This is a genomic window from Endozoicomonas sp., assembly GCF_965196975.1.
In the GTDB taxonomy this organism is placed as follows: domain Bacteria; phylum Pseudomonadota; class Gammaproteobacteria; order Pseudomonadales; family Endozoicomonadaceae; genus Endozoicomonas.
This window is the reverse complement of sequence record NZ_OZ239981.1, coordinates 3193464-3218575: the sequence shown is the minus strand read 5'-3', so window position 1 is coordinate 3218575 and position 25112 is coordinate 3193464. Positions and strand designations below refer to the sequence as shown.

General features: G+C 48.1%; 17 protein-coding genes. 10 read left to right on the top strand and 7 right to left on the bottom strand.

The window, feature by feature from the left end; translation table 11 throughout:
• Positions 1 to 5 precede the first annotated feature (5 nt).
• The 4 genes from ACOCLE_RS14525 to msbA all read right to left on the bottom strand — a co-directional run bounded on the left by ACOCLE_RS14525 (position 6) and on the right by msbA (position 7185).
• Positions 6 to 752 carry an SDR family oxidoreductase gene (locus ACOCLE_RS14525; RefSeq protein ID WP_419533068.1) on the bottom strand — a complete coding sequence of 249 codons (747 nt, stop codon included), beginning with the start codon at positions 750 to 752 and terminating at the stop codon, positions 6 to 8.
• 74 nt (positions 753 to 826) lie between these two features.
• A complete protein-coding gene (locus tag ACOCLE_RS14520) occupies positions 827 to 3952 on the bottom strand; it encodes an efflux RND transporter permease subunit (protein WP_419533067.1) in 3126 nt (1041 codons plus the stop codon).
• Positions 3949 to 5289, bottom strand: coding sequence for an efflux RND transporter periplasmic adaptor subunit (locus tag ACOCLE_RS14515; protein WP_419533066.1), 1341 nt, complete (start codon positions 5287 to 5289; stop codon positions 3949 to 3951). The genes ACOCLE_RS14520 and ACOCLE_RS14515 overlap by 4 nt, the downstream gene beginning before the upstream one ends.
• Positions 5290 to 5364: 75 nt before the next feature.
• Entirely contained in the window at positions 5365 to 7185 is a 1821-nt protein-coding gene (gene msbA, locus ACOCLE_RS14510; protein ID WP_419533065.1) for a lipid A export permease/ATP-binding protein MsbA, read from the bottom strand.
• Positions 7186 to 7650: 465 nt separating this feature from the next.
• Here msbA and typA point away from each other — a divergent pair, with 465 nt between their 5' ends.
• Complete coding sequence (gene typA, locus ACOCLE_RS14505) at positions 7651 to 9465, top strand: translational GTPase TypA (protein ID WP_419533064.1); 1815 nt, start codon at positions 7651 to 7653, stop codon at positions 9463 to 9465.
• A gap of 47 nt (positions 9466 to 9512) precedes the next feature.
• Here the strand turns inward: typA and ACOCLE_RS14500 are convergent, their stop codons facing one another.
• Positions 9513 to 10583: a hypothetical protein gene (locus ACOCLE_RS14500; protein ID WP_419533063.1), complete on the bottom strand. Its 1071-nt coding sequence runs from the start codon at positions 10581 to 10583 to the stop codon at positions 9513 to 9515.
• Positions 10584 to 10853: 270 nt separating this feature from the next.
• Between ACOCLE_RS14500 and pip the strand changes: the two genes are divergently transcribed.
• From pip to tnpC, 3 genes are all read left to right on the top strand, one after another.
• Positions 10854 to 11807, top strand: a complete 954-nt coding sequence (gene pip, locus ACOCLE_RS14495; RefSeq protein ID WP_419533062.1) for a prolyl aminopeptidase — start codon at positions 10854 to 10856, stop codon at positions 11805 to 11807.
• A 541-nt stretch (positions 11808 to 12348) separates the two neighbouring features.
• On the top strand, positions 12349 to 12786 hold the full coding sequence (dtd, locus tag ACOCLE_RS14490; protein ID WP_419533061.1) for a D-aminoacyl-tRNA deacylase: 438 nt from the start codon (positions 12349 to 12351) through the stop codon (positions 12784 to 12786).
• A 198-nt stretch (positions 12787 to 12984) separates the two neighbouring features.
• Complete coding sequence (gene tnpC, locus ACOCLE_RS14485; RefSeq protein ID WP_419532963.1) at positions 12985 to 14490, top strand: IS66 family transposase; 1506 nt, start codon at positions 12985 to 12987, stop codon at positions 14488 to 14490.
• Positions 14491 to 14524: 34 nt separating this feature from the next.
• Here the strand turns inward: tnpC and argS are convergent, their stop codons facing one another.
• The gene (argS, locus tag ACOCLE_RS14480) at positions 14525 to 16267 is read right to left on the bottom strand and encodes an arginine--tRNA ligase (RefSeq protein WP_419533060.1); all 1743 of its coding nucleotides are present in this window, start codon (positions 16265 to 16267) and stop codon (positions 14525 to 14527) included.
• 486 nt (positions 16268 to 16753) lie between these two features.
• Here argS and ACOCLE_RS14475 point away from each other — a divergent pair, with 486 nt between their 5' ends.
• From ACOCLE_RS14475 to ACOCLE_RS14450, 6 genes are all read left to right on the top strand, one after another.
• Positions 16754 to 17353, top strand: a complete 600-nt coding sequence (locus ACOCLE_RS14475) for an SPOR domain-containing protein (RefSeq protein ID WP_419533059.1) — start codon at positions 16754 to 16756, stop codon at positions 17351 to 17353.
• 105 nt (positions 17354 to 17458) lie between these two features.
• Complete coding sequence (gene hslV, locus ACOCLE_RS14470) at positions 17459 to 18001, top strand: ATP-dependent protease subunit HslV (RefSeq protein WP_066014130.1); 543 nt, start codon at positions 17459 to 17461, stop codon at positions 17999 to 18001.
• A gap of 28 nt (positions 18002 to 18029) precedes the next feature.
• Positions 18030 to 19367, top strand: a complete 1338-nt coding sequence (hslU, locus tag ACOCLE_RS14465; RefSeq protein WP_419533058.1) for an HslU--HslV peptidase ATPase subunit — start codon at positions 18030 to 18032, stop codon at positions 19365 to 19367.
• Positions 19368 to 19447: 80 nt separating this feature from the next.
• Positions 19448 to 19825, top strand: a complete 378-nt coding sequence (locus ACOCLE_RS14460; RefSeq protein WP_419533057.1) for a gamma-butyrobetaine hydroxylase-like domain-containing protein — start codon at positions 19448 to 19450, stop codon at positions 19823 to 19825.
• Positions 19826 to 20018: 193 nt separating this feature from the next.
• A complete protein-coding gene (locus ACOCLE_RS14455; protein WP_419533005.1) occupies positions 20019 to 21062 on the top strand; it encodes a transposase in 1044 nt (347 codons plus the stop codon).
• A 229-nt stretch (positions 21063 to 21291) separates the two neighbouring features.
• Entirely contained in the window at positions 21292 to 23658 is a 2367-nt protein-coding gene (locus ACOCLE_RS14450) for a hypothetical protein (RefSeq protein WP_419533056.1), read from the top strand.
• Between the two features lie 73 nt (positions 23659 to 23731).
• Here the strand turns inward: ACOCLE_RS14450 and ACOCLE_RS14445 are convergent, their stop codons facing one another.
• Positions 23732 to 25012: an ISKra4 family transposase gene (locus ACOCLE_RS14445; RefSeq protein WP_419532972.1), complete on the bottom strand. Its 1281-nt coding sequence runs from the start codon at positions 25010 to 25012 to the stop codon at positions 23732 to 23734.
• Between the last annotated feature and the right edge of the window lie 100 nt (positions 25013 to 25112).

The following is a 25112-nucleotide window of genomic DNA, read 5'->3' as shown; positions in this document are numbered from 1 at the left end:
GGCGATTAAATTGAGGGGTGAGCAGGCTGGCTAATCAGCCCCCCCGCCATTTGCTCGGTTGGAGTCAACTCAATCAATCCAATATTAACCCGGGCAGGTGCTGCAAGAGCATAAAGAACCGCATCAGCAATATCTTCAGCTTTCAAAAGAGTTATTTCAGTCATGATTTTTTTAACGACTTTCGGGTCTTTATAGGCCTTTTCAAAGAACTCGGTTTCAACTCGGCCAGGGCAGATCTCGGTACAGCGGATAGGTGTTCCTTTCAGTTCCAGCCTGAGATTCTGGCACATCATATGAATGCCACCTTTGCTGGCACCATAGACGGATGAAAATAACGGATAGAGACCGGCAATAGAGCCTAGATGGATGATATGTCCTTTACTGCGAGCCACCATTCCCGGAGCAATAATATTGATCAGGTGCATGGCTGCCAGCAGGTTGGTATTCATTGCTGTCGTCACCTCTTCCCGAGATGCTTTATGAAGTGGTGTACTGCCAATTCCCAACCCGGCATTACTGACCAGGATATCGACATCGAGTCCTGTCAGCTGCTGATAGAGCTCATCGGTATCGCAGATATCAAGTACCATTGGTATTGCGCCAGTTTGTTTGGCAAGGATGTTGAGTCGGTCCGCCCTCCTTGCCAGCGCATAGACAGTAATCCCCTGTTCGGTTAATGCTTTTACAACACTGGAACCTATGCCACTGGAGGCACCGGTCACCAGAGCGGTTTTATAGGGTATTTGAGGCATGCTTTGCTCCGATGAATACGTAATGCATTAATCAGAATAGTCAGATCTTCCAAATCTGCGCTGAGGAGTGATGTTTATAGAATGGCTTCAGCGCTCTCTTTGGCTTTTACCAGTCCAAAGTCAGCAAGAATGGCATAGGCCGTAGGAATCACAAACAGCACCATCAATGTGGACGCAAATATGCCAAAGACAATGGAAATCACCAGTGGCTGAACTACCTGAGCTTGCAGGCTGCGTTCCAGTAATAGCGGTAACAGACCGACAGCGGTTGTCACCGATGTGAGAAAGACCGCCCGGAAGCGATCTCGGCTGGCAAGTATTGCTGCTTTGTGGACCGTTTCTCCTGCATCAATATGATGTCGGATATATTGCACCAGCAAGATTGAGTCGTTGACGACAATACCCGCCAGAGAGACAAAGCCCATAATGCTCGGCATACTCAGCGAATACCCCAGCAGGAAGTGTCCCCAGATCACGCCGACCAGCGCCAGTGGAATGGCCAGCATGACCACAAAGGGTTCGAAGTAACTGCGGAACTGGAAACTCAGAATGGCGAAGATGCCAAAGAGTCCGAGAATAAATCCTTTGCTCATGGAGTTGCTGGTTTTGGCGTTCTCTTTAACTTCGCCTTCAAAACCAAAACGAATACCCGGGTAGTGTTGTTTCAGTTCTGGCAAGAGTTCCTGTCGCAGCTTTCGATTAATTTGACTGGCACTGGCTTTTTTCTGATCGATATCTCCGGTAATGGTCAGTGTTCGCAGGCCATTGATTCGCTGAATACGGACAAAATTGCGTTCATAGGTCAGTGTTGTGATGGTTGCCAGAGGAACCTGACTGCCGTCAGGCAGGATAATGGGCAGATTGATCAGATCATCCAGCTGGTTAATGTCCTGGCTGTCCAGCTGCACCTGTATTTCCAGGTTTTCAGAGCCGACCTGTATTTCATCTGCCGTCTGGCCAAAATAGGCAGCACGGAGCTGGCCGGCAATCAGCTGGCCATCAATACCAAAGCTTTCTGCCCCCGGGCGGAGTTTGATCACCACTTCCTCTTTTCCACGACGCATGTCATCCATTAGATTGCTGACACCGTCGAAATTGCCCAGGAAAGATTGAATATCCAGGGATGCCGCTTTCAAGGTTTCCAGGTCCTGATGCTGTGCACGCACTTCAATGGCTCTACCGGAAGGGCCAATGGAACCCATGGTAAAGCTCATGGCAATGGGGCCGGGCAGCTCGCCAACATCTTCCCGCCAGGCGTCCAGAAAGTCATCCAACAGGGTATTTCTGGCTTCTGCGGAGCGTAGATCAACTTTTACCGTGGCAATATGTGGGCCTTTCTCACTGGCATCGGGGTTGAAGTTGTACCGTTCCGTGATGTTTTCTACCAGTGGGTGTCCATCCTCATTTTCTTTGGAAAGCTGACGGTTGAGCTTTTCAGCACTGGCAACCACTGTTTCTACTATGGATGCGGTTTGCTGCAGCGTTGCGCCCGGAGGCAGAATGATTCTGACCTCGGCCTGATCACCATCCACTTCCGGAAAACCAATGAAATAGATAGCCCCGCTGGTGATGAGGGAGATGGAGATCAACAGCAGAGATAGCACACTGCCCATAAACAGGTAGCGCCACTCAATCACCTTGGTGACCATATTGACCAGCCTGTCGGTTCTGAACTGTTCAAACTGCTCAAGAAAGCGTTGTTTAACGGCAAGCACTGGGCGTTCTTTGTTATGTTTCTGCGCGCTTCGGTGCAGAGAGTGAGCCAGATGGTGGGGAAGAATCAGAAACGCTTCAATCAGGCTCAGTGTCAGTACCAGAATCAATACCTGGGGAATGACTTTTAATACCGAGCCCATCTGCCCTTCCAGAAACAGCAGGCTGCCGAAGATGCAGATGGTGGTCAGGTAGGAGGATACAACGCCGGGCAGTACCTTTTTCACGCCAGCCAATACGGCATCATCCACTTCCATTCCCCGATCCAGGTGAGCGGCAATGGACTCAGAAATTACAATGGCGTCATCCATCATAATCCCGATGGCCATCAGCAGAGCGACCAGAGAGATGATGTTGATAGAGAGGCCCAGTTGCGCCATCAGCATAATACTGCCCAGGAATGCCACGGGCAGGCCAGCGGCGACCCAGAAGGAGTAGCGCAACGAGAAAAACAGCCACATCACCCCAAAGACCAGCAGAATACCCTGCCAGCCATTACGCACCATCATGGTCAGGCGATCCCAGAGTACTGAGGAGAGATCATTGGTCATGGTCAGGGTAATGCCATCGGGTGCTCGGGTCTGCTCCTGTTGGACAAAATTCTCAACCACACTCTTTACCCGCAGGGCATCATCCGCCTTGTTTTTGCTGATGGTCAATATGGCTGCTGGCTGACCATTAAACTGGATGCGGTTTTCATCCAGCTCAAATCGGTCCGTGATCGTGGCAATATCCGCAAGGCGTATCACACTGCCAGAAGACGACGATGTAATAATGGTTTGGCCCAGTGTTTCAGGGGTGACTTTGCGTTCATCGAATCGAATCAGCAGGTTTTTATCCCGGGTTTCAATATTACCGCTGGGCAGTTTGATGTTTTGCCGGGCCAGTTTGCTGGCGATATCACTGACCGTCAGGCCCAGCTGCCGCAAACTGGACTCCCTGAGCTCTACCTTTAGCTGGTGGTCGGAGAAGTTATGCAGTGCTACCAGCTGCAGCCCTGCGTCCACTTTCATTCTTTTTTTTACATCTTCCGCATAGGCTTTCAGGTCAGGAAGGCTGGTATCCGCCGTGATGGCCACATCCACAACCCGCTCATTCCAGTCCAGCTCCTGAACGACCGGGGACTCGATTTCGCTCGGAAAATCATTGATGGCATTAATCTGGGTTTGTACATCAACCAGCATCCGGCCAATATCGGCACTTTTATCAAGCTTGATATTCATCGAGGCGCTGCCTTCCAGCGCCTGGCATTTGGATTCTTCTATGTGACTCAGGCCATCAATGGCATCTTCCATTCGCAGGCAGAGACTTTCTTCCACTTCTTCCGGTGTGGCTCCAGGGTATGCAACGGTGGCGGAAATATAGCTGGGTGAAAATTCCGGAAAGGTTTCCCGTTTAATCTCTGGCAGAGATAAAAAACCGGCAATTAGCAGCGCGGCCATCATCAAGTTGGCCGCCGTTGGGTGTTTGAGAAAATAGCGGATCACTGGTTGGCCTCCGCTGTTTGGCTTTTCTCTTGTGAATGATTCCCAACCCGTTTGAGCTTCATGCCGTCAATGGCTGGGATCAGGTCAGTCATGACTATCATGTCGCCCTGTTGAACAGGCCCATCAATGGCAGCAAGGCCATCCCTGCGGAACAGGACTTGAATATCCACTTTGTTCAGGGCTTGCTGTTCATTGATTCGATAGAGCGTATTGCCATGCAAGGCGGCTTCGGGAACCAGCAGTTGAGGTTTTGCCAGTCCTTCAATCATCGCTTCCACAAATAGGCCATTAGACAGTGGAACCTGGTTGCTGTTGACCATTGTCCGTAAATCCTGATCGATCTCGAGAATAACGCCAACCGTTCCTTGGTTCGGGTCAATGGTTTCACTGATTCTGACCACACGGGCTTCACGCTCTGACCGGTAGTTACCGCTGCTGATAAGCACTCTGGCTTTCAGGTTGAACTGGTCCGGCCGGATTCTCGAGTAGTCAGTGGGGTTGCCGGAATCAAAGGTAATGGTATTCATCAGGGTTTTAATGTCGTGTAATGGTACCTGGGCTTCAACTTCCATCTGGCTGATGCCGTAAAGCAGTGCCAGTTGTTGTTGAGGATTTACCGCTTCGCCCACTTCGAAATCCACACTGGCAACCCGGGCAGTCAATGGCAGGGTAATGGTTGTTTTACTGAGCTGGCGTCTGGCTTCCTCCAGCCTGGATTCATTCACTTTGACCTGGGCTTCACTGGTACTGCGATTATCCGGAATCAGTGCCAGCTGGTTTTTCAGATTAAGTACCTGGCTTTGCTGAGAGAGAAAGTTGAGCCGCTGCTGATCGACATCGGATTTGGAAATCACATTTTTATTGAGAAGATTCTCCTTGCGAGCCAGCTCTTTTTCAATCAGTGAAAGCCGTTTGTCCTCAATGTCCAGTGATGCTTTCAGGTTTTGTTCTTCAAGGTTCAGCCTGGCCAGTTGAGCTTTGCTGGAGTTCAACTCGGCCTGAGCTCTGGCGAGTTGTAACTCATAATCAAGAGGGTCGATTTTCAGCAGGGTTGCACCGGCCTTGAGGACTCTGCCTTTTTCCAGGTCGGGATGACGGTAAATGATCTTTCCACTGGTCTCTGCTACGGCTTTCCATTCCACTTTGGGCTGTACACGACCAAAGCCAGATATAAGAGGTGCGATCGCCTTCTGTTCAATGGCTCTGGCCTGAACAGGAACGGCCCGATCGGATGCAGGATTAAGCGGGGGGGATTTCCGGTTGGCCAGTGCCAGAATAAAGATGATCACCCCTGCACCAAGGGCAAAGAAGAAAAGCCTTTTCTTTGGAGCCTGCACGAAAATGTCCTTAGTTATATTCCCCTAAGGACATTATTATTCATGGTTTAGAGTACGGTTTCACGCTATTTATCGTTAAGCGAGAACCTGCTCTACAGTAACAGGCGGTTCATCCTGGAACTGCATCTTGTGCAGTTTGGCGTAATGCTCGCCTTTCGCCAGCAGTTCGGTATGAGTACCCCGCTCAATAATTCGGCCATGCTCCATCACCAGTATGCAGTCGGCATTCTCAATGGTTGAGAGGCGGTGGGCAATAACCAGGGTAGTGCGGCCTTTCATGATGTCATCCAGGGCCGCCTGGATATGGCGCTCGGACTCCGTGTCCAGAGCTGAGGTTGCTTCATCCAAAATAAGAATCGGAGCATCTTTGAGAACCGCACGGGCAATGGCCAGACGTTGACGCTGCCCGCCGGAGAGAAGAACGCCATCTTCGCCAACAATGGTATGAATGCCATCAGACATGTCTTTGATGAATTCTGTGGCATGAGCAGCTTCTGCGGCCAGACGAATATCCTCCTCTTCTGCAGTATCACCAAGAGCGCCATAAGCAATATTTCGGGCGACGGTATCATTGAACAGGGTAATGTTCTGACTGACCAGGGCAATATGGCTGCGAAGGTTTCTCAACTCAAAGTCATTCAGGGGCACGCCGTCAATGAGTATGTCGCCTTCGGTATGGTTATAGAACCTGGGGACAAGGTTGGCCAGCGTGCTTTTTCCTGAACCGGATCGACCAACCAGCGCGTAGGTCTGCCCGGGCTGAATGGTAAAGTTGATGTCTTTCAGCGCGGGTGATTCAGCGCCAGAATAGGTAAAGCCAACCTGCTTGAATTCAACACAGCCGGTTACCCGGTCACAGGTATACTGGCCATTATTGGCTTCTGGTATTTCATCCACCATTTCGAAAATGCTTTCCGCTGCAGCAATACCTTTCTGGATGTTGGCATTTACTTCACTGAGCTGGCGGATGGGCTTTGGCAATAGGGCCGCTGCCGTCACATAACCAACCAGAGTCGCCGTAGTTGAGTCGCCTTTGACAAACAGCACCATAAACAGCAGAAGGGCGAGGGCTATCGAAACAATGAACTGAAGAACCGGTGTGTGGACGGAGCCCGCTTTGGCCAGCTTAAGGTTCTGGCGTGTATTGGCTGCACTGGATGCCGTGAAGCGACCACACTCATAATCTTCCCCGCCAAAGCCCCTGACTTCCCGATAGCCATTGATGGTTTCAGACGTCACATGGGTCAGGTCTCCCATGGAATTTTGAATATTTCTGCTGATCCGGCGAAATCGCTTGCTGGCATAGGAAACCACCATGGCGATGACTGGCAGTGCGGCTATAAATATCAGTGTCATCTGCCAGTTGGTGTAAAACAGGAAACCGAGCAGGAATACCACGGTCAATCCTTCCCGGACGGCAACACGGATAGCGTCGGTAGCCGCAGAAGTTACCAGGCTGACGTTATAGGTAATACGGGCAATCAGGTGGCCGGAATTGTTGTTATCAAAGAATACATTGGGTAGGTTGACCATTCGTTCGAACATCTCGGTTCTCAGGTCGTGGATAACAAAGTTTGCGACCTTTGAGATATAGTAGTTACCCAGATAGGAGCCAATACCTCGAACGATGGCGATAATGACCATCAGCGCCGGGATCAGCCAGAGTGATGAAATGCCTGAGCCGGAAAGCCATTCCCAGTTCTGCAGCAGGGTGACCTCTTCACCTTCCAGTGCCTGAACGAAGTATTCAAGAAGCTTGGCAAAGGCGGGCTGGGTTAGGGCAAAGATGGCCAGGCCAAGGAGGCTCAGGGCAAAATAGCCCGCATAGGGTTTTACGTAAGTCAGCAGTCGAAGGTAAATCTGCAGACTGCCAGCATTAGGGTTCTGTTCTGACATGGTATAGGATCATTTTCCGGCTCTGGACATAAACTTGCCATGAGCGTAATTGCCGCTTCCCTTTAATCGTTTGGTTGGGAAGAACGTTCTGGCGGCATTTTCATAAAAAATAAAAATGAACCCGCGAGGATAACAGCGAAATCCGCCATTTAAAAAGCCTTTTTACGGAGCTTTTGCGGAAGTGCTTCAGGAAAAATAGCAGGTTTGCTTATTCGGTTGCGGAAAAAAGTTGGCTGGTTAGTGCATTATGGCGTAGGGGTTTTGGTCGGGATGGGGTAATATTGCGCCCTTTTTGTAGAAACAGCGGTTAGTTGAAAAGCCATCACCTCCCCCGAAACGTATGGCTTTAGGCTAGTCTGTGGCTAATAGCCCCCGATAAATAGATCAAATCCCCCTGGATTTCTGACAGGTATCGAAAACGGTGTCCGTTTTCGTCGCAGGTGGATGAATTGAGAGAATGACACAGTGATCGAAAAACTGCGGAACATCGCCATTATTGCCCACGTCGACCACGGCAAGACCACGCTTGTGGACAAGCTGCTGCAGCAGTCAGGTACACTGGGCCGTAAGGACCAGGGCGCTGAGCGTATCATGGATTCCAATGACCAGGAAAAAGAGCGTGGTATTACCATCCTGGCCAAGAACACTGCGATTGAGTGGCGTGACTTCCACATCAATATCGTTGATACCCCTGGACACGCTGACTTCGGTGGTGAAGTTGAGCGCGTACTCTCCATGGTTGACTCGGTTCTGCTGCTGGTGGATGCGGTTGATGGTCCGATGCCTCAGACTCGCTTTGTTACCCAGAAAGCCTTTGAACAGGGCTTGAACCCGATTGTGGTTATCAACAAGGTTGACCGTCCGGGCGCTCGCCCTGACTGGGTTATGGATCAGGTATTTGATCTGTTTGATCGTCTGGGTGCTACCGATGAGCAGCTGGACTTCCCGGTCATATACGCCTCTGCACTGAACGGTATTGCCGGTCATGATCCGGACAATTTGGCAGATGACATGACGCCGCTGTTTGAGATGATCACTGAGCGTGTACCTTCTCCTCCCGTAAACGTTGACGGTCCTTTCCAGATGCAGATCAGTGCCCTGGACTACAACAGCTACGTAGGCGTTATCGGTATCGGCCGTATTACCCGTGGTATCCTGAAACCAGGTCAGCCGATTGTGCTGGTGGATCGCGATAACAAGCAGCGTAAGGCAAAAGTGCAGCAGGTAATGGGGCATCTTGGCCTTGAGCGTGTTGAAGTGGCTGAAGCCCGTGCCGGTGATATCGTCTGCATTACCGGTATTGATAAACTGAACATTTCTGACACGATCTGTGATCCAGAGCGTCCTGAAATGCTGCCGCCGCTGACGGTGGATGAGCCAACAGTCAGCATGACCTTCCAGGTGAATGACTCTCCATTCGCTGGTCAGGATGGCAAGTTTGTCACCTCCCGTAATATCCGTGAACGTCTGGATCGTGAGTTGATCTCCAACGTAGCACTGCGTGTTGAGCAGGGTGATGATGCGGATAAGTTTAAGGTTTCCGGTCGTGGTGAACTCCACCTATCCGTTCTGATTGAGACCATGCGTCGTGAAGGTTTTGAGCTGGCGGTTTCCCGTCCACAGGTCGTGGTAAAGGAGATTGATGGCGTCAAGCAGGAGCCTTTTGAGCACGTGGTGGTGGACATTGAAGAACAGCACCAGGGTCCCGTTATGGAAGAGCTTGGTCAGCGCCGTGCTGAACTGAAGGACATGGTGCCCGATGGTAAAGGCCGTGTGCGTCTGGACTTCATCATGCCAGCCCGTGGTCTGATCGGCTTCCGTTCCCAGTTCCTGACCATGACTTCAGGCAGCGGTATCCTGACCTCTATCTTTGATCACTATGGTGAAGTCAAGGGTGGGGAAGTTGGTCAGCGCAATAACGGTGTTCTGATCTCCATGGTGAACGGTAAGGTGCTGGCTTATGCACTGTTCAGCTTGCAGGAGCGTGGCCGTCTGTTCATTAACCCTAACGTTGATGTTTATGAAGGTCAGATTATCGGTCTGCACAGCCGCGATAATGACTTGACGGTGAACCCAACCAAGGCCAAGCAGCTGACTAACGTTCGTGCTGCAGGTACGGATGAGAACATCATCCTGACACCGCCGGTTCGTCACTCTCTGGAGCAGGCGCTGGAGTTTATCGATGATGATGAACTGGTTGAGGTGACGCCAAACCATATCCGTATTCGCAAGAAGTTCCTGAAGGAGCACGAGCGTAAGCGTGCCAGCCGTTCCAAGTAACTATTAGAGCAGCCCCCTCATCAGGACATTCTGATGAGGGGTATGAATTAGAAGAGAGGAGGGTATCGAAAAATATTTGCTTTTCCATATGGCCCCCAGATGATGAAGGCTGATAGCCCGGCGCCAGCGGCTGCCCAGGAAACTATGGAATAACCAGGAGACTCAATCCAGGGAACCATCCAATGCTGTGGCTTACCTGATGTTAATTTTGTCCTTGTTAATCCTTTCTTGTCTTCGCTATCTTCCTTACGCTCAGGATGCGGTTGTTTGGCTTTTTGGGCCATTTTATTATCAAGTTCTGTTTTCAAATCTGTTTGGAATGCAATGTACTCACTGCCATTTGGGGTGCTTAATAATATGATGGAAGGCATTTCTGAATTGTGATGATGCTGTAAAAGCTCTCCAAGATACTCTTTGCTATTTTCCTCCATAATTGGCGGGTGAGGGGAGGTCTCCAGCTTTTCCGGGCTTAGTATTTTAGAGGTGACGATATTATTTCTGCTGATATTGATGTCTATGATATTGAGGCTTATCCTTTTGGCCAGGCACTGGGAAAGTGAGCGGCGTTTTTCTTTGGCCGTTTTAAAATATTCAAGTAAGGTTACTTCCGGTAAATGTTGAATCTGGTGGGAAGTCATGCTGGTCAATAACAGGAAAAAGTTTGAGCAGAAATCTGGGTCCTGAATCAGAATTTTGTCGAGCGTGATGTAGTGCTGAAGCCATTGTGCTAACTCAGTGGCATCTTGCTCCATAAGCAGGGTTTCAAAAGCCTGGTTTTGTACTTTGTTTAAATTCAGCTTTGGCTTAAGGAGTTCAACAATCAGTGATTCACCTGCATTGGTTTGGTCAATAATCAGTTGCGCTAAATGGCTGTAAAAGTGATTAGGGTGGGAACGGTGAAAAGCTTGAAGGATAAGTAACGTGTTTGACTCAAGCTCTGTTAATAATAATTCATGGCTAATGACTGGGTGTGTTTCAAGATCAGAGCTTTGAGCCCACTGCTGGACTACCGGGTAATCATCAAGTAAAGCAGGCTGCGTGGCAAAAGCACCATTACTGGTTAGAGCGATCAGTGTAATGGTGGCTAGATTTCTTATTGCTTTCGATAAGTGCTTCATGTTGCAGTTCCCCCTCCTAGGGCTTTTAGTCCAAGTGGTTAGAGAGCTAATTTACGGCATCTCTGTGTTTTTTTGATGTGTACATTCCTCACGATGGGACAACAATGTCCTGATTTTTCTAGTTTTTTCTTTTCTGTAAGGTTTAGACATCCTCTATGAGAGTTGGTTCCCATTAAGTCTCTCTCAAGAGAATGATCAGTAGCTTTGCTGCAATAACCGTTTAAGGTTAAGGTAAGACATTGTTCTGGTGTTTTCCCGAAAGGATTTTCCATGCGCACCCTGTATCCTGCCATCAAACCCTATGCTACCCAGCACCTGCAAGTTGATGATATTCATGAGATATATGTTGAAGAGTGTGGTTCCCGGGATGGGATACCGGTGTTATTCGTGCATGGGGGGCCTGGGGCAGGCTGTACTGAGAGGGATCGCAGTTTTTTTGATCCGGAAAAATACCGGATTGTTCTCTTTGATCAGCGGGGCTGCGGGCGTTCCAGGCCTCACGCTGAGCTTAAGCAGAACAACACTGGTCTGTTGATAGAAGATATTGAAGCAATTCGAAAAAAACTTGGGGTTGATCAGTGGCTGGTGTTTGGCGGATCCTGGGGGTCTACGTTATCGTTACTTTATGCTCAGGCTCATCCGAAACAAGTATCGGGGGTGATTGTCAGAGGGGTTTTTCTATCCAGGCAGCAGGATCTGGACTGGTTATATAAAGATGGAGCCAGCAGGGTATTTCCGGATCATTGGGCACACTTCCTTGAGTTGATACCAGTGAATGAAAGAGACGATCTTCTGAAGGCTTATTATCAGCGGCTGTTTGGAGAGGATGAGCTGGCAAGAATGAATGCAGCCAAGCACTGGTCCCTGTGGGAAGGAAATACGGCAACCTTGCGACCTAATCATGAACTTGTTGATCACTTTGCTGATCCCCACCTTGCATTATCCCTGTCGCGAATAGAGTGTCATTATTTCAAGCATAAGTCTTTTATCAAACCAAATCAGATTATTGAAAAAATGAATCTGATAGCCACTATTCCCGGTGTGATTATTCATGGCCGCTATGACATGATCTGTCCGCTTGATAATGCACAGGCTCTGGCGGATCACTGGCCGGAAGCGGATCTGCAGGTTATTCGAGATGCCGGTCATGCTTCCTGTGAACCGGGCATTGTTGATGCACTGGTCAGGGCAACGGATGATTTTGCCAGACGGTTAGCACCATAATGGTTTTATTTGTAAAGTCCGCCCCATTCTTGGAATGGGGTTGATTTTATAATGTATTCTCATGAGCTGTTTTTCGATGATGGGTCACTATCTCTGTGCAAGTGAACTTGAGTGAAATAGCCACTGCCTACATAGTAACGCCCTATGGTTGTAGTTATTCTGATTACATAGAGTTTACCGCTGGTGATCTTAAGTATATTGGTGACAACTCTGGGCAGCTACTTGTCCAAACGCGTGATACGGCAAAAGGATGTGCAGGAAGCTTTATAGGCAGGAAGCTTTCCGTAATGTCTAAGGTAACTCCAGTTTTTTCGTTTACGTTAACGTCATGCTATATACCTGATGTATTTCCTGGTCACTTTCACGCTCGTCAAATATCTACCAGTGGTCCCGAAATAAGCGCTTTTGATGATTAGTCAGTGAGTAGGGCTGGAATATCGTCAATAGCAATTCTCACAGCGGTTAGAATATGGGCTGTCCAGCGTATGCATTATGCCCAGATTCTTGTGAGAGAAGTCTTGAAGTAACTTGAGAAATATAGATGAAAGGTCTGATTCAGCGTGTAAAGCATGCCAGCGTTGTGGTGGATGGGGAGACGGTTGGAGAGATTGGTCCCGGCATTCTTCTGTTACTGGGGGTTGAAAAAGGGGACGACCCGGCGCTTGCGGATAAGTTGCTTGATAAAGTACTGAAGTATCGAATTTTCAGTGATGATCAGGGCAAGATGAATCTTGGTTTGAAAGAGGTAGGTGGTGGTTTGCTCATTGTTTCCCAGTTCACTCTGGTCGCAGATACTCGAAAAGGTTTACGCCCCAGTTTTAGCTCTGGAGCCTCTCCTGAGCTGGGGGAAAAGATTTATAACTATTTTGTTGAACAGGCCGAAATCCAGCATCCGGACGTTGCCACCGGCCGCTTTGGTGCGGATATGAAAGTCTCTCTGCTTAATGATGGTCCAGTGACGTTTATGCTGGAGGTGTAGTTCTGTACGGTAACAATCGTAGAGGATGAGTGATACTTATAAAGCAAGTTTTTAGTAAAGTTGTCTACTCCGTGTCCCGAATGCTTTGTAGCTAAATCAAAGGCTGGTTGTAACTATTCAGCACCCTTCATATAAATCTGGAATTTTCTGATTTTTCGACCATCATCTTATACTCAATTTTTCTAACAAATCTCCAGTATGGAACCAGACTTCCCAGCTACTCCGTTTACCGAAGCTCTCCTTAAAGAGAATGAAGAGCTTCGGACCGAGAATGCGCTTTTACGGGAACGTTGCAGCGAACTGGAAGAAAGGGTTAATAAAAACAGTCAAAACAGTAGTAAGCCACCATCGTCAGATGGTTATCAAAAGCCCAGTAAAAAAGGGAGTGATAAAGGTGATACATCTTCCAAAGAAGCCCCCTGCTCCTCACAGGAAACACCGAACCCCAAAAGCCTTAGACCATCTTCAGGCAATAAACCAGGTGGCCAGAAAGGTCATCAAGGCTCTTGTTTGAGACGTGTCGCCTTACCCGATTATGTCAGGCATCTGAAGGTTGAAAAATGTTGCTGTTGCCAGTCTTCGCTTATCGATATTAAACCCACCAAATACATTGAGCGACAGGTTTTTGATCCAGGTAGACCCGGAGAATTTGAAGTTACCGCGTACTGGGCAGACGTTAAAGTATGTCCTTGTGGTAAACGGAACACCGCTGAGTTTCCCCAAGGAGTGAAAGCCGCTGCTCAATACGGAGAAGTGACTCAGGCAATGGCTGTTCATTTAAACCAGTATCACTTCATCCCATATCACCGGGTGTCTGAGTATTTCAATACTATTTATTGCATGAGTGTCAGCGCAGGCTCTGTTGCCAATTTTGTTGCCTATACCCATGAGAACCTGGCCTCTACTGAGCAGAGTATCCGCGATGCTTTACAAGAAAGTCCGGTTGCAGGAGCGGATGAAACTGGCATGCGGGTTGACGGTTCACTGTGGTGGTTACACATTATGCGAGATGACCAATGGACGCTTTACTACCTCTCAGAAAGGCGAGGTTGTGAAGCAATGGATGCAATGGGCATCCTGCTGACTTTTGCAGGCATTCTGGTTCACGATCATTGGAAGTCCTACTTTGCCTATGCGGCAGTGCATGTGCTTTGTAATGCCCATCATCTGAGAGAGCTTCAGGGAGTTGTCGATAGGGATGCGAATAAGCTGGCTCTGCGGCTGATGAAATTGCTTACGCTCTCCTGGCACTTCTGCAAGAAATACAAAGCAGCCGGTCTGACTCAAATGCCTGGTGCAATACAGCTTCGCATTGAGACGATATACGACCAAATCCTTCAAAGGGCTCTCACGAAGGAAACCGCTTATATGGAAAAACAACGACAGGTGCTTGGACGTAAGAAGGTCAGGAATACCAAGGCCTACAACCTGTTCAAAAGGCTTATTGAGTTTAAGGTTGAAACGTTGCGCTTCATGTCGGACTTTTCAATTCCCTTCGATAACAATGGCAGTGAACGTGATGCCAGGATGGCCAAACTTAAGCAGAAGATCTCAGGCTGCTTCAGAAGCGAAGACGGAGGTACCATGTTTACCCGAATCCGAAGCTATTTATCATCTGCTAAAAAGCAGGGGTTGAACATATTTCAGGCGCTTCTTAAAGCGGTTCGAAATTACAACAATACGCCTTTGCTGGGTGCTGAATAGTTACGGCTGGTTTTTATACCAGCCTTATTGTTATTTACATCTGTTCGACCGTCTCGATACCCAGCAGACCAAGACCCAGCTTCAGAGTTCTGGCAGTTAGAGCACAGATCTGCAGGCGGCTGTTGCGAAGCTCTTCAGAAACTCCTTCCTTGTTAACCGGGCAAGCTTCATAGAACTTCATAAAGGCACCGGAGATTTCGTACAGGTAAGCACACAGTTGGTGTGGTAAACCTTCTCTGGCAACCGACTCAATGGTTTCACTGAAGCGACACAGCTGCAGAGCCAGTTCACGCTCAGCATCATTCTCGATCATGATATCACCAGTGAGGTCAGACTCACTGATGCCGGCTTTGCGGAAGATGCTCATGATCCGGGTATAGGCATAGAGCAGATAAGGAGCTGTATTGCCCTCAAAGGCCAGCATGTTGTCCCAGTCAAAGACATAGTCGCTGGTCCGGTTCTTGGACAGATCCGCATATTTTACTGAGCCAATGGCCACAGAGCGGATCACATTCACCTTTTGTTCTTCTGAAAGGTCGTTGGATTTGCTGGCAATCAGGGCTGCTGCTCGTTCTTCAGCCTCATCCAGAAGATCCGCCAGTTTGATGGTGGTTCCGGCTCGGGTCTTGAACGGCTTGCCATCTTTGCCCAGCATCATGCCGAAGGCATGGTGTTCAAGTGACACGTGGTCAGAAGCAAATCCTGCCTTTCGGGCAATGGTGAATACCTGTTCGAAGTGCTGCCCCTGACGAGCATCTACGTAATAAAGAACACGGTCGGCGTTCAGGGTATGGCAACGGTGACGAATTGCGGCGAGGTCGGTAGTGGTATAGAGAAAACCACCGCCGGACTTCTCGACGATGACCCCCATTGGATCGCCATCTTTGTTTTTGAACTCATCCAGAAAGACAACTTTTGCACCGTCGTCTTCACTCAATAGCCCTTTTTCATCCAGTAATTTGATGATGACTGGCAGGCTGTCGTTATAGGCGCTTTCACCCATAACATCTGCAGTGGTCAGTGAGACATTCAGGCGATCATAGGTATCCTGGTTGTGTGACAGGGTGACATCGACCAGCTTTTTCCAGAGCTTCAGGCAGTATTCGTCACCCGCCTGAAGGCGTACTACATACTGTCTGGCGCGGGTTGCGAAGTCAGGATTTTCATCAAAGTGCTTCTTGGCTTCGCGATAGAACGTTTCCAGGTCAGAAAGCTCCATGCTCATGGCTTCCTGACTCTCTTTCTCGAGTTCTTCCAGGTGGGCGATCAGCATGCCGAATTGGGTGCCCCAGTCGCCCAGGTGGTTCTGTCGAATCACCTTGTGTCCAAGAAAATCAAGGGTTCTTGCAGTGGAATCACCAATGATGGTTGAGCGCAGGTGGCCAACGTGCATCTCTTTGGCAACATTCGGTGCTGAGTAATCAACGACAACGGTTTGTTTGTTGTCGGTTTCTGCAACACCGGCCCGAGGATCTTGGACGGCAGGCTGAAGACTGCTGGCCAGCCATTGAGAAGACAGATGTATGTTGATAAAACCGGGGCCGGCAATTTCAACATTGCTGGCAATGCCATCAAGATCAAGATTATTGATTACTTTTTGAGCCAGTTCCCGTGGATTCATGCCCATTTTTTTGGCGGCAGCCATCACGGCGTTGCACTGGTAATCACCGAAGTTCGCACGCGCGCTGGGGCGAACCATAGCTGGGGTATCTTCTGGAGCACCCGCAGCAATAAGCGCTTTGATGACTCGGTCTTCAAGCAGCTTGAGAATATTCATGCATGAGTCCTTGGTTAATACTCGCTGGTATTTAACGGCTGTTCCTCACGGCCCATTGAATGTATTGGGATGAGAGGCAAATCTAAGCTCAAGGTGCCCATAGATACTGAGACTTGATCACTGACAATGGCTAAAAAGGTAAGAGCACACTGGCAGCATGAAGTTCATTAAGGGCGTTACAACGGTTTTACATCGAGCCTGTCCATGGGAGTTTGAAGCATTTACTGTGGTCTCGATACTTTGGTGAAAGTAGGACTGATGTAATGATTCAATCAGTTAAGATCAGGCAGGCAGGTTGTTGTTCTGAGCACTAAATGGTGGGAATGCTATCGAAAAAGGCCACTTGTCTCAATAGAAGCACTTCCGTATTCGAATAGCTGTGCTTGAACTTATATCAGTAAGGCAGAAGATAATGGTATCTTTATCGAATAGTGTTCATAAAGAGCCTGATTGAATACTGACCTGACGAAATGAAAGTTGAGAGATATGACATCCAGATCTAACAGTACCAGGCGCGGAGCCAGTAAGTCGAAAAGCACCAGCAAGGCGTCGGGTGTGTCACTGCCAGGTTGGGCCTGGATGTTGGCAGGTTTGGTGATTGGTGTTTTTGTTGCCTTTCTGGCAGGGCTGGCACCTTCAGCCAAAGATGTGCGTACGGTAGCTGAACAAGTCGCTTCCTCTTCAGAGAATGCGCAGAAGAAAGACCATCAGCCTGTATTTGATTTTTATACTCTCCTTCCTGAGTCTGAGGTGACGGTATCCATTGCGGAACCAGAACCGGTGGCTGTTCCTGCTAAAACACAGAGTGGTAAGCCGGATCAGAAGCCTGCAGCAACCGCGACAACCAAGCCTAAAAAATATCTTCTGCAGGCAGGTTCTTTTCGCAGTTCCAAGGATGCTGAGCGACTCAGGGCACAATTACTGCTGGAAGGTTTAACACCTAAAGTTGAGAAAGTCAGTGTGGGCGGTGGAGAAACCTGGCACCGGGTGCAGCTGGGGCCATTTACTGATCGTTCATCACTCCAGAATGCTCAAAAAGTGCTGGCAAGCCAGAATATTGATAGTCTTCTCTTACAACTCAAATAAAAAAAAGCGCAATTCCGGGCGGGTTTCTCTCCTGCCCCACTTGATAAATAATTCTCTTCCCCCCATATAAGGCCCTGTTATCCGTTTTTTATTAAGGAGCGAGCCTTGGAACAGTATCGTGGCACAACTATTCTGTCGGTACGTCGTGGCGGCAGTGTCGTGATCGGTGGTGATGGCCAGGTTTCGCTGGGTGATGCCGTAATCAAGGGCAACGCCCACAAAGTACGCCGACTGTATCAGGGTAAAGTGATTGCCGGGTTTGCCGGTGGTACCGCTGATGCATTTACCCTGTTTGAGCGTTTTGAAGCCCAGCTGGAAAAACACCAGGGACGACTGACCAAATCAGCGGTTGAGCTGGCCAAAGAATGGCGAACCGAGCGGGCACTGCAACGTCTGGAAGCCATGCTGATTGTTGCTGACGCCACTGCCTCCCTGATTATCACTGGCAATGGTGATGTGATGGAGACGGAAGATGGCATTCTGGCCATTGGCTCCGGTGGTTTTTATGCCCAGGCAGCCGCAAAGGCCCTGTTTCATAATACCGAGATGGGGGCCCGGGATATCGTTGAAAAGAGTCTGGGTATCGCCGCAGATATTTGCGTCTACACCAACTCAAACCAAGTCATCGAAGAGCTTCCAGCTGCTTGAAGCAATAGCAATATAACGAGTTTCTGATATGTCAGATATGACACCCCGTGAAATTGTCCATGAGCTGGACAAGCATATTATTGGCCAGGACGAGGCCAAGCGCGCCGTTGCAATTGCCCTTCGTAACCGCTGGCGTAGAATGCAGTTGAGTGAAGATCTGCGTAACGAGATCAGCCCGAAAAATATTTTGATGATCGGCCCAACCGGTGTTGGTAAAACCGAGATTGCCCGTCGTCTGGCCAAGCTTGCTAATGCACCGTTTATCAAGATTGAGGCCACTAAATTTACGGAAGTGGGTTATGTAGGCCGCGATGTTGAGTCCATAGTTCGTGACCTGATGGACGCTGCCATCAAAATGCTTCGTGAGATGGAAATGGAGCGTGTTCGTCACCGTGCATTGGATGCCGCTGAAGAGCGCATTCTGGATGCACTGCTGCCGCCTCCCCGTACTTTTGGTGAAGAGTCTCAGCCCCAGGACAACTCGACCCGTCAGGTATTCCGCAAAAAGCTGCGTGAAGGTGACCTGGACGACAAAGAGATTGAGATTGATGTTCGCGAAGCAGCCATGGGTGTAGAAATCATGGCCCCTCCTGGTATGGAAGAGATGACCAGCCAGCTTCAGAACATGTTCTCTAACCTGAATACGGGTAAGTCCAAAAAGCGTAAGCTGAAAGTCAAGGATGCCATGCGTCTGGTTCAGGAAGAAGAAGCGGCCAAGCTGGTGAATGAGGATGAACTCAAGACCAAGGCCGTTGATGCTGTTGAGCAGAATGGTATTGTCTTCCTTGATGAAATTGACAAAGTGGCCAAGCGCTCCGGTGCTTCGAATGCGGATGTTTCCCGTGAAGGGGTTCAGCGTGACCTGCTGCCATTAATTGAAGGCTGTACCGTTTCCACCAAGTACGGCATGGTGAAGACGGATCACATCCTGTTTATTGCATCCGGTGCGTTCCACCTGGCTAAGCCGTCCGATCTGATTCCAGAATTGCAGGGCCGCCTGCCAATCCGTGTTGAACTGAAAGCACTCTCTTCTGATGACTTTATGCGTATTCTGACGGAGCCAGATGCTTCCCTGACAGAACAGTATCAGGCACTGATGGCAACAGAATCGCTCAATATCGAGTTTGCCGACGATGCCATTCGTCGCTTGGCTGAGGTTTCCTGGCAGGTGAATGAACGTACTGAGAATATCGGTGCCCGTCGTCTCCATACCGTTATGGAGCGTCTGCTGGAAGAGGTTTCTTTTGGTGCTGCAGATCTGGCATCTGCCCAGGATGGCGCACCTCTGAAGATTGATGCTGCCTATGTGGATAAGCATCTGGGTGAACTGGTTCAGGATGAAGATCTGAGCCGTTATATCCTCTAATCTCTGAGATGCAGTGGTCAGTGTCTTACTGGCCACTCCCTTTTCTTACTCTTTCGTAATGAGTGGATACCCTGCCTGAAATGACGACCCCGATTCCTTCCGCTATTAAACTGCACAAACGCTCTAAGACTTTGGAGGTTCAGTTTGGTCATGAAACGTTCCAGCTGGAAGCAGAGTTGCTACGAGTATTAAGCCCTTCTGCAGAGGTTCGTGGTCATGGCAACCCCGTCCTGCAGACCGGCAAACTGAATGTGGCTGTCACCAGTGTGGAAATGGTTGGCCAATATGCCATCAAGCTGATTTTTGATGATGGACATGACAGTGGCATTTATGACTGGGGTTACCTTTATGAGCTTTGTCTTAACAAGGAAGCCATGTGGTATAAATACCTGCAGGCATTGAGGGATGCTGGTGCCAGTCGAGACCCGGAAGTATCAGTGGTTCGACTTTTTCAGTAAGTACTTTAAGGGGGGGGGACTCTATGCGATTTATATATATTTTATATTTAAAATAAATTTATTATTTCTTTAGTAAATATCTCATTGGAGCAGTCACCCAGAAAGTCATTAGAGTGTCAAACTCTTATAGGACTTTCGCATTGACAGGCAGCTGTAAAAATTGCTAGATCAGCAAAAAATAGCGGATGTCGTCGTGCGTAGAAAGATAACAAGACCTACAACAGCTGGGTGTGATTTGCCGAAATATACAGGGTTTCTATTGTGTGAGCCGAAATCAGCAACCTGTACTCGCCTTAGTGAGATCGGAGATATGTCACACCACAGCGTTAACCGTTTTCTACAACGTGAAGACTTTGCTCCCAATGACCTTTTCATGGAAGTAGCCGCAAGGCTGATTCTTGATGGGGGCACGCTATCGGTTGATGATACGGTGCTGGATAAGCCGTACAGTAACTACACGGCATTCATCGGCTATCATTACTCGGGCAAGCATCATAAAGCCGTCAAGGGCATTAATCTCATAACGCTCTATTACACCGATATCAAAGGCTATAGCCTTCCTGTCAATTTCCGTATCTATGACTCTGCGGACGGAAAGTCCAAAAATGATTATTTTCTCGAGATGCTGAAAGAAGTACTTGTATGGGGCTTACGACCTGCATTTGTTACGGGGGATTCCTGGTATAGCAGTGCCGCAAACCTGAAGACTGTGAAAAACAACGGTCTGGGTTTTATGTTTGCCGTTAAAAGCAACCGTACTGTTTCTATCCAAAAGGGTGACTACCAACAAGTGCAGAGCCTGGAGATTCCTGAAGAGGGAATAACCGTTTGGCTACGTAATTTTGGTTCTGTGCGTTTGTACCGGACGCGGCTAAAAAACGAGCTGCGCCATTACGTCGTCTACACACCCCATGCTGGATCAGAGGTATCACCACAGGTAGGCTTTAATGAACTTCACCTGCACCATTGGGCGATCGAAGAGTATCACCGGGCGCTGAAACAACTCTGCAGTATTGAGCGCTTTCAGGTGAGAGGAAAGCAGCAGGTCAGGAACCATATTTTTGCCTCTATCTTTGGGTATGCCTGCCTTCAGGCCAAGAAAGTATCTGAATCTCTCAGTAGCATCTATCGCGTTAAGAATGATGCGCTCAAGGATGCTATTTGGGACTTCATTAAGAGCTTCTCTGATGGTAAAGACTGGCTGAGACCATCTTTTATCAGAGCTGTCAATGCGTAAGTTCTATCTTAACAACTCTCTCACTCTATCAACTGATTTACATCTAAGACCGATAGCCTCTGAACATTTCAATATTTGTCAGTACTCTGTCCTAAACTGTTTAGAAAACAGAAGTTGACAGATTCAAACGGAGTGTTTAAAATTATTGCTGTTGTTATCTTAATAACCTGATATTGAATCTTTTCTAAACTGTATTAAATATAAGCTTAATTGCCAAGGATGGCTGCTTATGGATGGTCCAAATAATAGCGGTAAGACTGGTGGGGTTCAGCCCTTTTCAGAAGTACCAGAAGCGGATAGTAAAACCACTACTCAAGATATAAAAGCCACAAAATCCAGAAATGGTCGGACTATATCGCTCAAAAAGTCATTGAAATCCTTAAAATCCTTTTTTACAGGAAATAAAAAAAGTAGTGACCAGACGGAGAAAAAGGCAAACCTGTCTGATAGAAAGGTCAGACCCTCAAACCCACCAAGTAATCATGCGACCAGAAACAGCCTGAAGCCGCTTTCAGACAGTATTCCTGACGCCGTTCTAAACCCAGCTACCATACCTCTGCTTAGCGATGGTAAGGAAGCGATCAACGTAGATTTAACAGTCACTATTCCGGATACGCCCGCGCCCGATGCGCCCGTACCTGACGGACCCGGAGCTGCTGCGCCGATTCCAGATAACCCTGTATTGGATACTTATACTCAAGAGGTCCCTATTTCTGAACCTCCTGTTCCAGAACCATCAGCTCCAAGTATTGTTCCTTTTACCCCATTGAGCTCATCTCCGGAGGTTACTCCTGTTCCTGAAGAGCCTGAAATCCTTCTGGAGGAAGTTCCCGCTGAAGTGATCACTGAGGTAGCATCTCCGGTTGAACTCCTGCCTGAAGCTGCATCTGCCTTTGAAAACGCTGCTCCCACTGTTGAAGCTGGCACTGATGCTATTGCTCCGCTCGAAGCTGCTGGTGATGTTGTGCCACCTATCGAAATCGGTATTGATATAACCACAGAAACGGTGAAATCCCAAGCCGAAGCGGTGTTCGAAGCATCCAATATTGATGCTGGGATCGGTGCCATATCTCATGGTATTACCCTGGGGCTTAAGCTTTACAAGCTTTCTAAGCTGGAGCAGAGAAAAGTTGCGTTTGAAGCCTGTCCCAAACTGATTAAAAAGTGGGACAAGCTCAGTCCCAAGTCTGGTGAGGTAATGACCGTACAGGATATGAAAGACTATGGAAAGATTGCCAAATTATCAGCTGATGATGCTACCTCTGTCAGTAAGCATGACTCGCTTCGAATGGTGCTTGGTGAAAATAAATGCCGCTATGCAAATGACCAGCAGATCATAAGACTGACAAACAATTTACTGAAGCTAACGGAGCGGGGGAGGGGCTTCACGAAGGGGGTTCATCAGCGTCTGGACGCCTGGCAGAAAGAATTCAAAAACCGGGCTGAGACGTTTGAAAAACGCCTTGAAAAAGGAGAAACCGGTAAAGAACACGGTATTTTGAAAGCGGGTCACCAGTCTAAAAAAATGATGAAAGCGTTTAATGACATTGTTAAAACGATGGGGGTCAAAATAGATTACTCTACGCCAGTTAAACAGGGCAAATCAGCCTTGGCTTCACGTCACAAGTTTGAGATAGACAATAAGAAACTTCACGCATTTTTAACTATGTCTAAGCAGCTTCCAGCAAAAGCAGATGTTAAGGCACATATTGTATCCTACAAAAACCATGCAGATACGCTCAAGATGTTTTCAGGTTATGAGGCAAGAAAAATACGGCATCAGGAGAATCAGGTTGGGTGGACTGCTGGAGCACTGGCTGCTTCTTTACTTCCAGTTATCCAGGTTGATAAAGCAGTGCGATATGGTCGGGAGTTTTCGGAACACCGATACAGAGAGCAAAATAATAAGATTCTGGATTTTAAACTAGGTAAAATAGGGGATCTTTTTCGCAGTAATTTTCAGCTGGTAGAGCAAAGACCAACATTAAAAAATGCGTTGGATCTTGCTGTTGATGTTATCAGGGCAAAAAAAGATCGTACCGAAATCAAGTCTGATACTGCTGTCGCTCATGGAACCATTGATGCTGTCGGGGCGGTTGCCGGAACGGTTACTGGAATAATTGCACCAGGGGTTGGCAGTTTGGCAACAAACGCTGCTGTTGGTGTAGCCAGAACAACCGCGACAATTGCTGGAGCTGCTGATCGATATGCTACCGACAAAAAGAATCAGCAGTTTGGGCGTATAGAAACCAAAGTCTACAGCGAACTGAAAAAAGCTCATAATGAAATACCAACGGACAATGCTGGGCGTGCGGCTATTCGAAACATTACATCCCAGCTTTTTGATATTTCCGATAAGCAGGCCGATTTACTGTTTGCTCAGGAATCGACTCAGGATCTGGTTTCTGGAAAAGGCTTGATTCGACTTCGGTTTAATAACTTTAAAATTAAGGATATCCCGGCGAATAACGCATCGACTATTGATTCTTCGAAGGGAAGTAAACTTCCCCCGCCCCCACAGGAGTGGCTCGATGATATCAGGTCTATGAATGCCCCTCAGGGATCAGAGAAAGGTGCACCAGCTCAAGAAAAGTGACCTTGTCTGTTTGGTAAGAAATATCTGATAGTCGCAGAAGTCAGAGGGGTGCTCTCTCAATTTGATAACTGACTCATAGGTTAGCTTCAACCTTTCCAGTCATGAACTCAGACCAAAGTTGTTCCCAGCGCCCCTTACTCTGGATCAGTGCTCTTGTTGTCAAAAGCACTTCCGCTCCTGTTGCTTTCCACCTCATTCCAGAACCACATAATCGTTGCTTTACCAGAGTCTTACAAGCCGCTTCAGTAACTCCTGAACCTATTGGCCAATGGCGTTTAAGCGCCTGATGATAATTCATTAACTGGTGATTGTTTGTAAAATAGCTCACAGCTTTGTAGCGCTTCTCTGTCAGTGCGATTGTCTTTTTCGGGAGCTCGGCTGATTCAATTTCCTGAAGGATTTTTTTGGCTGCTCCACGCTTGTTTTTCAAACTATGTAGCCTGTCTTCAAGCCACTGGTGTCGCTTCGCCTTACTGGTTGGAAACAGTGCTTCCGCTGCTCCAGCTAAATATTCAGATGCATGATAAAAATCGAGTATCTGCCCAGAGGTATGTTGTTTCAAATAACTCCAGTTTTCTCTAGCCCCGTCAGCTACCCCGATGTATGTGGCATTTGGGTAGAGTCGTTTTAGATCTGCAATCTCCTCGTCGAGCTTGCTCATAAAGCTTTGTTTACCATACTCTGGCGAACTGGCTGTATATATCGTGTGGAGCCTGTCTCCATCTGCAGAATATAGGCTCAATGTCCCACACATGGCTTCCCTCCAGCCTTCTTCACAAAGCAGCATGCAGGTTCCATCCAGACCAATGGCTATTGTTTCAACAGGCTCTTTTAGTGGAGGAAGGTGGTAGTGAGTGTCTTGCTGGTCTTCAATTAATGCACCTACTCTGTCCGATAAATGCTTGATATAAGAATTTGAAAGCGTCCTTTGATGGTTGGTCTCAAAATCTTCTTTTACCGCAGGCGCTGGCATCTGGCTGTATTTCCAGGCGATAGACTTGGCAAATTTGGGGGTAGCTGAACCAATAATACCGGCACGAAGATCAAGTGCTGCCAGAGTACTGCCACCTCTGACACCCTGATATACGGAGCGCTCCAAAGGTATACGACCGTATAAGGTTTCATAGTGCTTAAGAACCTTTCCTTTGTAGTTCCACTTCTGCTGATTAACGACGATAGGTTCTTTATTGGGTGATTCAAATAGCCCCAATAACTCTTTTGTTCCAAGCTGCCCGGCTTCATTGAGTGCACGCTGTAAACTATCTTCAAGATTCAGCATGTTGCCTGAATCTATAGAAACTTCAATTTGCAAAACGATGCTTTTGGTAGAGCTGGAAATAACAGAAGCGGGCATGACAGTTAACTATTATGAGTGGTGTTCCCATAGTAGCTGTGAAAATAGAGCACTATTGTTTCAATCATTCAGAGAGAGCACCCAGTCAGAGAGTGTTTTA